Consider the following 14,194-nt stretch of genomic DNA (forward strand, 5'->3'; position numbering starts at 1 on the left):
CTCACCGCCCGCATCCGGGAGGGGTCCCCGGCGAACCCGCCTACCGTGCCACTGCCACGATGTGACGGAGGGCCACGATGCAGATGCACACGGCGGTCAGGCGCGGGTTCCTGCAGACGTTCGACTGGTGGGGCCGCGCCTCACGGTCCGAGTTCTGGTGGTTCCTCCTCGCCTCCGCGCTCTTCTACTTCGCGTGCCTCGCGATCGCCGCCGCGCTGGAGAACCCGTTCGTGCTCCTGGTCTGGGCCGTGCCCTTCATCCCGGCCACCCTCGCCATCGGCGCGCGCAGACTCCACGACACCGACCGCAGCGCGGCCTGGCTGCTCCTGCTGCTCATCCCGTACGGGGTCATCGCGCTGCTCATCCTCTGCTGCGGCCACGGCACCCCCGGACCCAACAGGTTCGGCCCGCCGAGCGAGCCCGCCCCGGTGGCCGAGGGCTGCCGCAGGCTCGCGTGGGAGTACACCAAGCAGGGCCACATCCTCGTGGCCGCCGGTCACACCGCGCTGGCCGTGGTGTACGGCGGCGAGGCCGGTCAGGACGTCGGGGAAGACCTGACCCTCCTGGCCGACCAGCGCGCGGTCCTCGGCGACCGCGCCTTCCGCCTGCGCCTCTACGAAGTCCTCGACGGGCCCGGCGCCGACGACCTCTACGAGGCGGTCAAGGCGCGGGGACGCCGAGAAGAAGGAGATCCGGGGGAACGAGAGTCGAGCTCGCCACCAACTCGAGGATGAGGTTCTGGTTGAGCGCGTTGCCCACGGGCTCGCCGACCTCCTCCCGGGTGAGCCCGGGAACACCGCCCTCCGACAGCCGGGCGCGGACCGCCGCGACCCGGTGAGCGACCTTCTTGGCCGTCCAGCCGGCGCCGGGCTGCAGGCCGTCGAGGATCTCGCACGCCTCCTTCCACGTCGGCGGCCGCGGGTGTGGCTCGTGCAGCAGGTGCCGCCGCGCCAGGACGACGAGGACGAGCCGCTCGTCGTCCGTGAGCCGCCAACTCTGGGGCGGCCGGGTGGCCTGGCCGTGCCGGGCCGTCGGCCGCCGCCCCTCCGGCTCCGGTCCCGGCCCCGCCACGTACAGCTCCAGCAGGTGCTCCCGATGGCTCGACCCGCGGACGAACAGCGGCGTGTACCCCTCGGTGAGCGGAACGGGGTCGTCGTCGGCGAACAGCAGCCGCGAGTCGGGGAACCGGAGCGGCAGCCGCCCCGTCGTCCGGACCCACCACCGGTCGTCGCGGCGGCTCAGCAGACCGTGCCGGCGGCTGACCCGGCGATCGTTCTCCCCGAGGCAGACGTGCACGTCCGGGAGGTTGCGCCCGAAGACGAGGGTGCGGCCGTCCCGCGGCCGGACCGCGATGCCGCCGCTGGCCGTCAGGGCGTAGATCGTGCCGGGGGTGGACGGCGGCACGCCGAGGGCCAGGCTCGGATGTCCCGCGCGGAACCTCCGATCGCGCGGATTCCCCTGTCCATCACTCATGTCGACCTCCAGAGCAAGCTGGCCCGCAGGATGCCACGCACCCCCTGGGACCCGTCCCAGCCAAGGAGACCGTGCGCTCTAGAAGGAGACGGTGCGGCGTGTGGTCAGCGCGGCGCTGACCAGAAGGAGGACGCACGTGCCGGTGACCGGCAGCAGTTCACCGGCGCCGACGAGGACGAGCGCGGCCGACGGCAGCACGGCGACGGCCCCGAGGGCGAGCGGGGTCACGGCGGCGAGGCGCCCCTGCACGTAGCCGAGGTATTCGGCGGTCGGGCGGCCGGGGCGGATGCCCGGGACGAACGCGCCGTCCCGCTTCAGCCGGTCGGTGACGCCGACGACGTCCGCGGCCACCGCCGAGTTCATCACGGTCAGGACGGCGACCAGCGCGAACAGTGCGAGCAGGAACCAGGGGCTGCCCTGGTCGGGCAGCGTCCAGAGTCCGTCCGGCCGCCCGCCGCCGGGCCACAGCCGGGCGGCGAGCGCGGGCAGGTGCAGCATCGCCAGCGCCGTGAACACCGGAAGCAGCCCGGCGTGGCTGAGGCGCAGCGAGACGTGGGTGGTCGTGCCCGGGGGCGGCGGCGGGCGGACTCCCACCATCCGCCGCGCGAACTGGACCGGCACCCGCCGTTCGGCCCTGTCGAGGACGAGCACGGCGGGCACGACGAGCAGTCCCGAGAGCAGGACGGCGGCCGTCACCGCGGCGAACGCCCCGCCGCCCTCGCTCTCGCGCACGTCCCAGAGGAGGCCGGGGAAGACGGCGGCGAGCTGCGCGAGGAACAGGACCGCGAGGCCCTCGCCGAGCCCGCGCGAGGTGATCAGCCGGATCAGCCAGGCGGTGACCGCCGCTCCAGCGGTCATGCAGGCGGCGATCGACAGGACGGCGGGGAGGCCCTCGCCCGCCGGCCCGCCCCCGCCCGGGAGATGCCCGTGCACCGCCGCGACCGCCACGGCGGTGCCCATCAGGGCGCCCATGGCGACGGTGGCGAGGCCGGTGTGCCGTTCGATCCTGGCGGCTCCGGCCGGGCCCTCCGCGGCGAGCGCCTTCATCCGCGGGACGGTCAGGACCAGCAACTGGACGACGAAGAGCGCGGCGACGTACGGGAGCACGCCGAGCCCGAAGACCGACAGCCGGAACAGGCCGCCGCCGGTGAACAGGCCGGCCAGGGCGTACAGCGGGTCGTCCCGCACGGCCGCGCCGGCGGAGTCGCGGAGCGCGGCGACGTCCACGCCCGGGGCCGGAAGGGCCTGCCCGATCCGGAAGAGCACCACGGCCAGGACCGTGAGCGGCAGTTTCGCGGGAAGGCCGGGGGTGCGCAGGAAGCCGCTCACGGATCGACTGTACAGCCCTGTCTTTTAAACATGTGGGCCGCCCCCGTGAACACCGGATGACGAATCCGACAGCGGGTCGGCGGGTCAGAGCGCGGAATCGGCGAGCGTGCGCAGCGTCAGCAGCAGCTCGGAGGCGGTGACGTCGTCCAGCTCGCCGAACGTCGCCTTCGTCTCGTGGCCGTGGGCCGCCTCGGACTCGCCGATCCAGACGTTCCCGAGCGTCTGCTCCGCCCATTCGCCCGGCGACATGACCGGGAAGCCGGGGCTCACGTCCAGCACGACCGTGCGGCCCGCCACCTCCCAGGTCATGCAGTGCTGGATTCCCGCGTCCTGCGGCGTGCCGCGCTCCCAGCCATGGCGTTCCAGCCCCAGGACCCTGCCGACGCCGACCTCCACGTCCGCGACCCGGCTCAGCCGGTTGCCCGCACGCTCCTCCTCGGTGAACGCGTCGACGGGCCTGCCGAGCTGCGGGAACGGCTGGACGACCTCGTAGTCGGCGAGGACCTCCGCCCAGGCCGCCACGCTCGCCCCCAGATGCACCGGGTGGGCGATCCGCACCTCACCGGTCTCGGGCAACGCCACCGCCTTGTCGTCCACGTCGGCGAACGAGCGGTCCTCGGCGACGCGGAACGCCATGCCGTCGCCCGCTCCGCCGTCGTCGTGCAGCCAGACGAGGCGCCGGACGATGTGCCACAGCAGCGGGTGCCCCACGAACAGCCGCCGGAAGTCCTCGACCGTCCACCGCCGCTGCTCGGCCATGGCCCGCTCCAGCCGGCGGATCTGGTCGGCGGCGACCATGCGCACGTCCTTCTTCAACCCGGTGAACGCGCGGTGCGCGGCGGGCGCCGCCTCCGGGTCGTCCTTGGCGCCCGGCTTGGGCAGCGTCTTGCGGAGCGTGCCCCTGCCGTCGAACACCACCGGTTTCAGCTGCTCGTCGAAGCCCACCGTGAACCGCCGGGGCCCGTAGTCGAGCGTCATGCCGCCGTCGGCGTCCAACCCGAAGTCCGGGACGATCCGGTCGCCGAGCTGCTCCATCGTCAGCCCGCGGTCGTCGGCCACCCGGACCAGGAGCTGACCCGCCTTCTTCTTGAGCCGCTTGGGACGGGCCTTCTCGGAGACCATGTGCAGCTGCATCACCGCCACGTCCGTGCCGATCGCGGCCAGCACGTCGAGCGCCTTCAGCGGCAGCTGGATCCCGTTCTGGCCGGGCCAGGAGCGCGCCAGGCCGCCCAGGCGCCGCGCGGTCTCGTCGTCGCCGGTCCAGCTCAGTTGTGCCTGCGCCCAGGCGATCCGGGTGGACTCGCCCGACACGCGCCAGCGTTCGTACAGGTTCCAGCCGAACTCGGCGAGCGATCCGGGGTCGAGCGCGTCGAACGCTTCCCGGACGCCCTTAGTCGGCGCGCGCCCCGGGCTCGCCTTGCTCAACGCCTCGATCAGGTGGCCGGTCGCCGCCACGGGCAAGGCGTGCTCCCGGCCGCGCAGCAGGACCTGCGGCATCGCCTCCGGGCGCGCCCAGTCCGGCGCCCCCTTCTTCCCGCCGGTCCGCAGGGCCTTGGGCACCCGGTCCTCGGGCGCCTCGGGCACGACCGCCGCCCGGACGGCCTCGATCGCCGCCCGGGCGTCCCCCTCCAGCTTCGGGATCATCTGCGCGGCGAGGCCGGGCCGTGCCGCCAGATGCGCCCGCAGCAGCCCCGCCGCCATCACGGCCCGCTTGGAGGTGCCCGTGCTCAGCTCCGGCAGGACCCGCAGGGCCCGCGCCGGGAACCGTTCGATCATCGCCTCCATCGCGGGGAGCCCGTTCACCTTGTCGAGGCATCCGCCCATCAGCCGGAACGCCTCGTCGCCCGGCAGCCGCGACAGCGCGTCCAGGACGAGTTTCCGGCCCTTGGGCTCGGCGTCGCCGTCGAGGGAACGCGCCAGGACCGGGGCCGCCGCCTCACCCAGCCCGTCCACCAGGGTGAACACCAGCTCGGGGGTGCATTCGCTCTGCTCCAGCACCGCCCAGTCACCCAGCGCCTCGACCTGCCCGGCGGTGCTCAGCGAGTGCCACAGCAGCGTTGCGCCGTGCGAGGTGTAGTACGTCTCGCGCTCGGGCGGCTCCGCGCAGCACTCGTCCACCCAGTCGGTGCGCGTCGGCACCAGGAACGACACGACCACCCGTTGGAGCGGTTCGCGGCGGTGCCCCTCCAGCGCCCGCGCGGCCTCGGCGTACGCGCCGTCGCCGGACGCCGCGAGCAGCGCCCGCATCCGCCTGCCCGCGGGACTCGCCGCCCAGTACGCGACCGTACGCCAGGCGCAGCCCCCCACATGATGGGGTTGCTCCTTCAACGCGGAGGGCCCGTCACCCTCGATCCAGATCCCGTCGATCTCGGCGAACGCGCAGGCGGCGAAGGCCAGGCCGTGGTCGGCGGCCAGAAGGTCGGCCCAGGCGGCGTCGGTGGTGAACCGCGACTGCCCGCGCTCCATCGCCTCCACCGAGGCGACCACCGCCGCCCCCAGCGGGGTCGCGTCACCGCGCAGGTAGGCCAGGCCCGCCTCCGCGGCGTCCTGATCGCGGGACGGGCGCTCCAGCACCTCCCGGACCAGCGGCCGCACCGCCTCCAGGCTCTCGCGGAGCCCGGCGATCGCCTCCCCGTCCGGAACGGCCTCGGGCACCGAGATCCGGCCCCCGCGCCGGGGGATGAGCGCCGCCGGCCATGACTTGGGGGTGGCCAGAACGTCCTCATCGTGGAACGGGGAACCGTGATCACTCATGCGCCCTCACGGTAGGGCAGCCCACCGACAGACCGCGCGCGCCAGCGGCGTCGCGCGGGGCTCCTGGGAGCAGAGCCCCGCACGACGCCTTCAGGGAAGGTGATCCGTGGCCTGGATCAGTGGAAGGTGAAGGTGGCGGAGTCCACGGTCGCGCTGCCCGGGCACAGGAAGCTGCCCGAGGTCTTGGTGGCGGTGTACGGGCCGCCGGTGTAGGTGCGCGTGGTGCCCTGCCGGTTGACCGTCACGTTGGTGACCCGGTAGCCGCAGGTGATGCCCAGGTTGGCGGTGACGTCGATCTGCGCGGCCGAGGCGGTGCCCGGCGGGTTGTCGTTGAAGGTGACCGTGGGCGAGCTGCTGAGGGTGACGGTCACGCCGCCGCTGCAGGTGGGGCTGATCGTGGTGTGGTTGATCGTGAGGGTGTTCGGCGGCGTGTTGCTGGTGGTCGCGTTGGTCCACGAGCAGGTGGCGCCGGCGGCGCTGACCGTGCCGTCGACCAGCCCGGGGGCGGCCGCGTGCGCGGGGGCCGACATCAGGCCGGCGGCGGCGATGACGGAGAGGCCGACGAGGTAGCTGGCGGGTCTCATGGGGGTCCTCCTCCTCGACTCGCGCGGCGGTCCTTCCGCCGCCGCCCGGCGCGACCGGGCCCGTACCGGCCGGGGAGCGGAGTGGGGGCCGGTACCGGTTCTCGCCGAACGTGAATCTCTCTCATAATCGTTGGAGTTCACGGGGGAAAACCCGTCCGATCAGGACGGGTTTAGTCGGCGACCGCAGCTCGCGCACCGGCAGACGTGGTCCCGCCGCACGTCGTCGCGGCGCACCTCGTCCCGGCGGGCCCCGTCGCGCGGCGCGTCCTCCAGGACGTCGCGCAGCTGGCGCCGGCTGCTCACCTCGAGCTTGCGCATGGCGTTGGCCAGGTGGAACTTGACCGTGCGGTCCGACAGGCACAGGTCCGCGGCGATGTCCCGGTTCGTGTGGCCCGAGGCCGCCAGGCCGACGACCTCCCGCTCCCGGGGCGAGAGCTCGTTGCCGTACCCGGGACGGCCGCGCCGGTGCGGCACCGGCAGCCCGGCCGCCCGCATCAGCTGCTTCAACCGGTTGGCGTCCCAGACCGCGCCGAGGCCGGTGAACGTGCTCCACGCCTGCCGCAGCACCTCGGCGTCCGGCGCCTGCCCCGCCGCGATCTGCGCGCGCACCTCGGCCGCGCCCGCGTGCGCCGCCATCCGCGGGTCCGGCAGCGCCGCGTACCAGTGGCGGGCCCGGCGGTAACCCGCCGCGGCGCGGCCCGGGTCGCCGTGCCGCTCGTGCGCCCGCGCCTCGGCGAACCCGAGCGCGGCACGGGCCAGCGGCGCGTCCCGGCCCGCCAGCGCGCCCCGGTACCGGGGCAGCACCGCGCGCACCAGGTCGACGGGGGCGAACGGCAGCAGCGGCGCGGCCCAGATCCACAGCCGCCCGCGGGCCAGCTCGTTCAGCACCTGGACGGCCAGCTCGTGCCCGTCCCGGCGGTGGGCCCCGGTCAGCGCGACCCGGTTGAACTCGGCGGCGGCGTCCGCGGCGAGCGCCAGTTCGCCGTCCCGGCACGCGTCCTCGGCGACGGCCCGGAACGTGCGGCGCGCGGCGTCCAGGCGCCCCTGGCCCGCGGCGATCCGGGCCGCCAGCAGGCGCGGGTGCAGGTGGTACGGCGGGTGCAGGGTGCCGCGGACGGGCGGCTCCCCGTCGGCCAGACCGGCCTGCTCCTCGGCGCCGAGGTCGCCGGTCGTCCAGCGGGCCCGCAGCGTGACGGCCAGCAGCGAGCGCTCGTAGGTGCGCGACCGGACCTCGGCCGCCAGGCGCCGTCCCCGCTCCGCCAGCTCCAGCCCGCGCGCGTGCTGGCCCAGGTGCACCGCGGCCTCGGCCAGGTCGAGCAGGCCCCGGATGAGCTGCCGGTTCACCTCCGGGCGGTCGCCGCGGGCGGGCAGCGCCGCGATCGCGTGCCCGGCGGCGGGGCTGCCGAGGGTGAGCAGCAGCCGCGCGGTGGTGATCTGGACGACCGCGTGCGCCATCGGATCGGCGGTCTCGGCGAGCGCCGCCCTGGCCTCGCTCAGGTCCGCGGTCCGCGCGGGCAGGTCGCGGCCCGGCGGCCGGTCCGGCAGCGCCAGGACGGCCAGCGCGATCGCGCGCAGGTCCGGCCGCCCGGTGAAGTCGCCGAGCGCGGCGCGCAGCCCGGCCACCACGCTCTCGGTCTCCCGCCTCGGCACCGCCGACTCCACCGACGACCAGGCGTGCAGCAGGAGCAGCTCGGCCCGCTGCGCCGCGGACCCGCTGCCGCGTTCGCGCACCGCGCCCAGCAGGCTCGCGGTCGTCCCGCTCCGGTCCACGCCGCCCGCGGCCGCCCAGCCCAGCTTGACGGCCAGCCCGGCCCGCCGGTCCGCGGCGACCGCGTCCGACTGGAGGACCTCGCGCAGGCAGGCGTGCGCGGCCTCGAACGCGCCGTCGGCGGCGGCGAGCTCGGCGACGGCCTCGGCGCTCTCCACCCAGGCCCGGACGTCCCCGGCGCGCTTGTGGTGCTCGGCCGCCGGCACCGCCAGGGCGCCGCGCCGGGTGCGCAGCAGCTCCCGCGCCGCGACGGCGTGCAGCCTGCGCCGCCGGTAGCCGGGGATCGCCTGGTAGACGGCCAGCCGCGCCAGTTCGTGCCGGAACCGCACGGTCGCGGCGTCCGGGCCGTGGTCGCGCAGCAGCCCGCGGCGCGCCGCGTCGCCGAGGGCGGCGCAGGCCCGCTCGGCGTCCATCCCGGCGACCCGGGCCACCAGCTCGGGCTCGGCCGCCCCGGCCAGGACGGCCGCCGCCTCCAGGGCGGCGACCCCGACCGCCCCCAGCCCGCGGGCCCGTTCGACGATCTCGGCACCCGCCGCGGGCGGCACCACCGCGAGCGCGTCCGGCGCGTGCGTCTCCAGCGCCGGCGACCCAAGGGCGGCAGGCTCGGCCGAGGCGAGGGTCCATTCGCCGTCCACCGGACGGAGCAGGCCGCGGCGCCGCAGCAGCTCCGCGTCCTCGCACACCACGGACGGCACACCGCCGCTGCGCTCGTGCAGCAGGACGGCGAGCGCGCGCGGCACCGCGGTGCCGGGCTCACCGAGGACGCTCCCGGCCAACCGCCCGGCGCCCGCGGGCGACAGCGGCGACGGCCGCACCCGGACGGCCCCCGGCCCCAGCCCCGGCACCGGCAGCTCCGCCGCGGACCGGCAGGTGATGACGACCGACAGCTCCGGCGGCGGCCTGGCCTCGATCATCCGGAGCAGCTCCACCGTCCCTTCGTCGGCCCGCCGCAGGTCGTCCAGCACCAGCAGGGCGGGCCCGAGCCCGGCCAGCAGCTCCGCGACGGCCCGCACCAGCCGGTGCCGGGCCAGCTGCGGGTCCTCCAGCGGCGGCGGCTCGGGCGGCAGCGCGGCGGCCAGGTCGGGCAGCAGCGGGCGCAGCACCCCGGTGAGCGCGCCGAGCCGCCCCGCGGGCGGCGGGCGCGCGGCGGCGAGCGCCTCGATCACCGGCGCCAGCGGGCAGGAGGCCGGCGCGGGCCCGGCATGCCCGGCCAGCCGCTGCCGCCCGGCCAGCGCCCGGTCCGCGAGGGCCTCGCGGACCAGGCGGGTCTTCCCCGCGCCCGGCTCGCCCTCCACCACCACGAGGGCGGGCGGGCGGGCCAGGGCCGCCACCAGCGCCGCCAGGTCGGCGTCACGTTCCACCAACGCTGGGTCGTCAGGCGGCATCAGCGGGGTCCTTCCTGCCACTCGCTCGGATTTTCACACGGCGTTTTCGCCGTGCCTAGTTCCCGAGCGCGCCCCCGTGGACAGGTGCCGGACGCTTGATGCCGGATGCTAAAAACGCCCGGCGAACGCTCACCGGGCGATCATTTTCCGGAGGTGTCGTAGGGGTCCCCGCCGTCCAGGAGCCGCCCGGCCATTCCCTTCAGCGTGTCCAGCCCCATGAGGTAGGGCATGGGGCCGTACGACACGCGGGCGACGCCCAGCTCGGCCAGCCGGGCGAGGTCCATCCCCGGGAGCTGGTTGGCGTTGATCGGCCCCGGGATGCCCTCGACCAGGGCGGCGATGTCGTCCGCCAACGCCACCATGATCGGGTAGACGCAGTCGGCGCCCGCCTCCAGGTAGCGGCGGCCCCGCTCGATCGCGGCCGGGACGGGGTCGGGCGCCTTGCCGATGAAGGTGTCGGCGCGGGCGTTGATGACCAGGTCCACGCCCGCGGCGTCGGCGGCGGCCCGGACCGCGGCGATGCGGTCGGCCTGCGCGGAGACCTCCACCAGGGAGCCCGTCCGGTGGTCGGTGTCCTCCAGGTTGCAGCCGGCCGCGCCGATGTCGGCCAGCCGCTCGACCAGCTCGGCGGGCGGGAGCCCGTACCCGGCCTCGGCGTCGACGGTGACCGGCACCGTGACGGCGCGGATCACCCGCCCCGCGGCGGCGAACATCTCGTCCGCGGGGGCGCCCTCGTGGTCGGGGTAGCCGAGCATCGCGGCGATGGCGGCGCTGGCGGTGGCGATCGCCGGGTAGCCGAGCTCCTCGACGACGCCGGCGCTGCCCGCGTCCCAGACGTTCGGCAGGATCAGCGGCTCGCCGGGGCGGTGCAGCTCGCGCAGCCGGGCGGCCTTCTCGTTGCGTTCGGTCACGGTCTCTTCCCCCTTGTACGGTGACGCCCCCCGTTCAGGGCGACGGTCCTGTCACGATGAAGACCTCTCGGCGAGGTCCTTTGTGACATCGGCCCCGCGCCGGGGGAAGAGACGTGTCACGCGGCGGGTGTCAGCCCTCGTCCTCGAAGGTCTTCCGGCCGCCGAACCTGGCCTGCAGCTCGTCGTCGTACTTGTCGGCGCAGCCGCTGATCAGCGCGCAGGCGCGCTCCAGCTCCTCGGCCTGGAGGGTGTCGGCCAGCAGGTCGGTGGCGAAGATCACCCGGCCCTTGCGGTGGTAGGCCTGGATGCCGTAGATGCCGGAGTTGATCTCGTTGAGCGCCTTCAGCAGCTCGTAGCTCTCCTCGACGTCGCTCAGCACCGAGGAGACGACCTCGACGCGGTACGGCTCGCGGTGGCCCACGCGCACGTAGTACAGGGCGCTGCCCCGGCGGACCGGGACGTCGCCCTCCTCGTCCTTGACGAGGCTGTCGGTCTCCAGGTAGGCGGCGAGGATCTTGTCGACGTAGGCGACGGTGGTCTCTCGGCTCATGGGCGGCCTTTCTTCCGGATCGGTCTCATCCTTTTCAGCAGGCGCCGATGACCGAAATGGCCGCGGCGCCGAACCGGAGAGGGTAGCAGACCCCGCTCAACCACGACTTAGCGTTGAATCGACCGACACGCCGCCCTCACGTATCACCATAAATGCCCGGCGAATTCGACAGAAGGCCCCGGAGACGCATAAGGGAACGTCACTGGACATCGTGGGTTAGCGTCGGCGAAGTAGGACGGACGATGACGAAGGAGTCTTCATGCTGCCCTGGTCCGCCGAACTCGCCGGACGCGTCGAGGAGCACACGGTCACCAGCGAGGCCCTGCGCGGCAACCCGCTGAAGGACCCGCACGAGCGGCCGCTGTGGGTGTACGTGCCGCCGGGCTACGACGACGACCCCGCCCGCCGCTACCCCGCCGTGTACGTGATCCAGGGGTTCACCGGGCACGTCACGATGTGGCGCAACCGCACGGCGTTCCGCCGCCCCTACCCCGAGCTGGCCGACGAGGTCTTCGCCGGCGGCGGCACCCCGCCCGCGATCGTGGTGTACGTGGACGCCTGGACGTCCTACGGCGGCAGCCAGTACCTCGACTCCCCCGGCACCGGCCGCTACCACACCTACCTGTGCGACGAGGTCGTCGCGTGGGTCGACGCCCACTACCGGACGCTGCCCGAGCCCGCCCACCGCGCCATCACCGGCAAGTCGTCCGGCGGCTACGGCGCGATGATCACGCCGATGCTGCGGCCCGACGTGTTCGGCGCCCTCGCCACCCACGCGGGCGACGCCCTCTTCGAGTACTGCTACCAGGTCGACTTCCCCGACGTGGTCCGCCACCTGCGCGCCTACGACCACGACCTGACGCGCTGGTGGGACGACTTCACCTCCCGCGTCGCCTTCACCCGGCCGGAGGACGCCAAGCTGCTGGAGATCATCGGCTACACCGCCGCCTACTCCGCCCGCGACGACGGCACGCCCGAGCTGCCGTTCGACCCGGTCACGGGGGTGCTGCGGCCGGAGGTCTGGCAGCGCTGGCTCGACCTCGACCCGGTCCGGATGGTGCCGCGCTACGCCGAGGCGATGCGCTCGCAGCGGGCCATCTGGATCGACGGCGGCACCCGCGACGAGTGGCACCTCGACGTCGGCGCCCAGGCGTTCCGGCAGGCCCTGCTCGACAACGGGGTGGACGAGGACGTCGTCTACTTCGAGCTCTTCGACGCCGCGCACGGCGGGATCGAGTACCGCTACCCGCTCGCCCTCGCCTGGCTCTGCGAACGCATCGCCCCCGCCTCCTGACCCGGCGGCCCGAGCGCCGCCCCCGCACCTCCTCCGCACCTCCCCCGCGCCGGTCGCGGCCGGGCCGTCACAGGCCCCGGCCGCGACCGGCGTTCGCACTGCTCAAAAGGATGTTTCAGGGATTCCACAGCGCCATTGGCAAATATTGAATTTTCGGTCTGAGGTGGATTCATTGACACTTCATCCGCATCGGGGTGCACTTCTGGACAACTCATTCACATGAGCTGATCGTCCCCCTGTCGTTCGGCGCGGGTTCCGGAGCCCGCGCCAAGCGTCCCGTGCCCCGCCACGGGAGCTCGCGGACGCGGCGCCCTCCCCCCTGACCGCGTCCGTGCCGACCCTGAGCGGGGTCCCTCCCCAGTCGTCGCCGGACGGACCCGAACCCCCGCGGAGCCCTCCCACAAGGACCTTCACGGGACGTCCGCGCCCTCCGGCCCTCGGTAAGGAGCACCCCCCAGTGAGACCCCGAACCGCGCTCGCGGCCGCGGCGCTCTCCGCCGGCCTCGCCATGTCGATGGCCGGCCCCGCGAACGGGGCGGCCGGCGGCCGTTCCGACGCGCCGCCGTCCCCGTCCCCCTCGTACAAGATCGACCGCGCCGCGGCCACCGCCGCCGCCGACCGCGCCGTGTCCTCCGGCGCCGCCCGGATCCACGCCTCGCCCAAGGACCGGATCGTCCGCCTGGGCGTCACGTCCGGATCCGGCGGGCTCCAGTACGTCGCCTACGAACGCACCCACGCCGGCCTCCCCGTCCGCGGCGGCGACTTCGTCGTGGCGACCGACGCCGCCGGGAACGTCCTCAGCACCTCCGTCGACCAGGGCGCCCCGCTGTCGCTGTCCACCGAGCCGGAGCTGAGCGCCGCCAAGGCGGCCTCGATCTCGCGCGGCCGGATCTCCCGGCCGGGCCGCGCCTCCGCGCCGGTCCTGACCGTCCTCGCCGAGGCCGCGGGCGGCGGCCGCCTGGTGTACGAGACGGTCGTCGACGGCAACGGCCCCGGCGGCCGCCCCAGCCGCCTGCACGTCCTCGTCGACGCCCGCGACGGCGCCGTCGTCCAGCAGTGGGACGAGGTCCAGGACGCCGACGACGACCAGGGCTTCTACCACGGCGGCCGGCAGCAGCCCACGCACATCGACACCACCGCGTCCGGCGGCACGTACAGCATGCGCGACCCCAACCGGCCCGGGATCAGCTGCGCCAACCAGTCCGGCACCGTCTACTCCGGCGCCGACGACCTCTGGGGCAACGCCACCGGCACCAGCCTGGAGACCGCCTGCGTGGACGCGATGCGCGCCGCCGCCGCCGAGTCCGACATGGTCCGGACCTGGCTCGAACGCAACGGCCTCAACGGCAGCGGCCGCGGCTGGCCCATGCGCGTCGGCCTCAACCAGGCCAACGCCTACTGGAACGGCAGCTACGCCAACTTCGGCCGCAACAGCGCTGGCACCCGCCAGGCCACCCCCACCGACGTGGTCGCGCACGAGCTCGGCCACGGCATCTTCCAGACCACCCCCGGCGGCTCGGGCGGCTCCAACGAGAAGGGCGGGCTGAACGAGTCCACCGGCGACATCTTCGGCGCCCTCACCGAGTGGTACCTGCGGGAACCGCGCGTCACCGAGCAGATCTCCGGGACGACCGCGCTGCTCAACTACGACCCGCCGGACTACCTCGTCGGCGAAGAGGTCGACCTGTCCGGCAGCGGGCCCATCCGCAACATGTACAACCCCTCGGCGATCCGCAACAACCCCAACTGCTACACCTCCGCCGTGCCCGGCATGGAGGTGCACGCGGCGGCCGGCGTCCAAAATCATTGGTTCTACCTGCTGGCCGAGGGCTCGAACGCGAACGACGCCGCCAACGGGCGGCCCAACAGCCCCACCTGCAACGGGTCGACCGTCACCGGAGTCGGCGTGCAGAAGGCCGGACGGATCTTCATGGAGACCCTCAACCTGAAGACCACCACCTGGACCCACGGCACCGCCCGCCGCGCCTCCCTGCAGGCCGTGCTGAACCTCGTCCAGGTCGGCAAGGCCACCTGCACCGACTTCACCAGGACCCGGGACGCCTGGACCGCTGTCAGCGTCCCGGCCGCGAGCGGTGAGCCCACGACCTGCACGGGCTGACCCTCGGACGCGGCCGTACGGGGCGTG

At 74.5% G+C, this 14,194-nt stretch carries 10 protein-coding genes; 3 read left to right on the forward strand and 7 right to left on the reverse strand.

The features are described 5' to 3' along the window. Positions 1-77 precede the first annotated feature (77 nt). Positions 78-734, forward strand: coding sequence for a DUF805 domain-containing protein (locus tag ACZ466_RS18815; protein ID WP_378283337.1), 657 nt, complete (start codon positions 78-80; stop codon positions 732-734). Here the strand turns inward: ACZ466_RS18815 and ACZ466_RS18820 are convergent. The 7 genes from ACZ466_RS18820 to ACZ466_RS18850 form a co-directional block, all read right to left on the reverse strand. Next, positions 661-1,473 (reverse strand): FHA domain-containing protein, encoded by an 813-nt coding sequence (locus ACZ466_RS18820; RefSeq protein WP_378283336.1) that lies wholly within the window; start codon positions 1,471-1,473, stop codon positions 661-663. The genes ACZ466_RS18815 and ACZ466_RS18820 overlap by 74 nt on opposite strands. A 78-nt stretch (positions 1,474-1,551) precedes the next feature. Beyond that, positions 1,552-2,802, reverse strand: a complete 1,251-nt coding sequence (locus ACZ466_RS18825) for a preprotein translocase subunit SecY (RefSeq protein ID WP_378283335.1) — start codon at positions 2,800-2,802, stop codon at positions 1,552-1,554. An 84-nt stretch (positions 2,803-2,886) separates the two neighbouring features. Then, positions 2,887-5,556: a DUF4132 domain-containing protein gene (locus ACZ466_RS18830; RefSeq protein ID WP_378283334.1), complete on the reverse strand. Its 2,670-nt coding sequence runs from the start codon at positions 5,554-5,556 to the stop codon at positions 2,887-2,889. A gap of 116 nt (positions 5,557-5,672) precedes the next feature. Continuing rightward, positions 5,673-6,140, reverse strand: a complete 468-nt coding sequence (locus ACZ466_RS18835; protein WP_378283333.1) for a hypothetical protein — start codon at positions 6,138-6,140, stop codon at positions 5,673-5,675. 159 nt (positions 6,141-6,299) lie between these two features. Further along, positions 6,300-9,293, reverse strand: a complete 2,994-nt coding sequence (locus ACZ466_RS18840) for a LuxR C-terminal-related transcriptional regulator (RefSeq protein ID WP_464043890.1) — start codon at positions 9,291-9,293, stop codon at positions 6,300-6,302. A gap of 140 nt (positions 9,294-9,433) precedes the next feature. Further along, a complete protein-coding gene (locus ACZ466_RS18845; RefSeq protein WP_378283331.1) occupies positions 9,434-10,204 on the reverse strand; it encodes an isocitrate lyase/PEP mutase family protein in 771 nt (256 codons plus the stop codon). 130 nt (positions 10,205-10,334) lie between these two features. Continuing rightward, positions 10,335-10,754: a T3SS (YopN, CesT) and YbjN peptide-binding chaperone 1 gene (locus ACZ466_RS18850; protein ID WP_378283330.1), complete on the reverse strand. Its 420-nt coding sequence runs from the start codon at positions 10,752-10,754 to the stop codon at positions 10,335-10,337. Positions 10,755-11,013: 259 nt separating this feature from the next. Between ACZ466_RS18850 and ACZ466_RS18855 the strand changes: the two genes are divergently transcribed. After that, positions 11,014-12,048 (forward strand): alpha/beta hydrolase, encoded by a 1,035-nt coding sequence (locus tag ACZ466_RS18855; protein ID WP_378283329.1) that lies wholly within the window; start codon positions 11,014-11,016, stop codon positions 12,046-12,048. A 457-nt stretch (positions 12,049-12,505) separates the two neighbouring features. Further along, positions 12,506-14,167, forward strand: coding sequence for a M4 family metallopeptidase (locus tag ACZ466_RS18860; RefSeq protein ID WP_378283328.1), 1,662 nt, complete (start codon positions 12,506-12,508; stop codon positions 14,165-14,167). Positions 14,168-14,194 lie beyond the last annotated feature (27 nt).

The organism is Actinomadura rugatobispora, assembly GCF_055379765.1.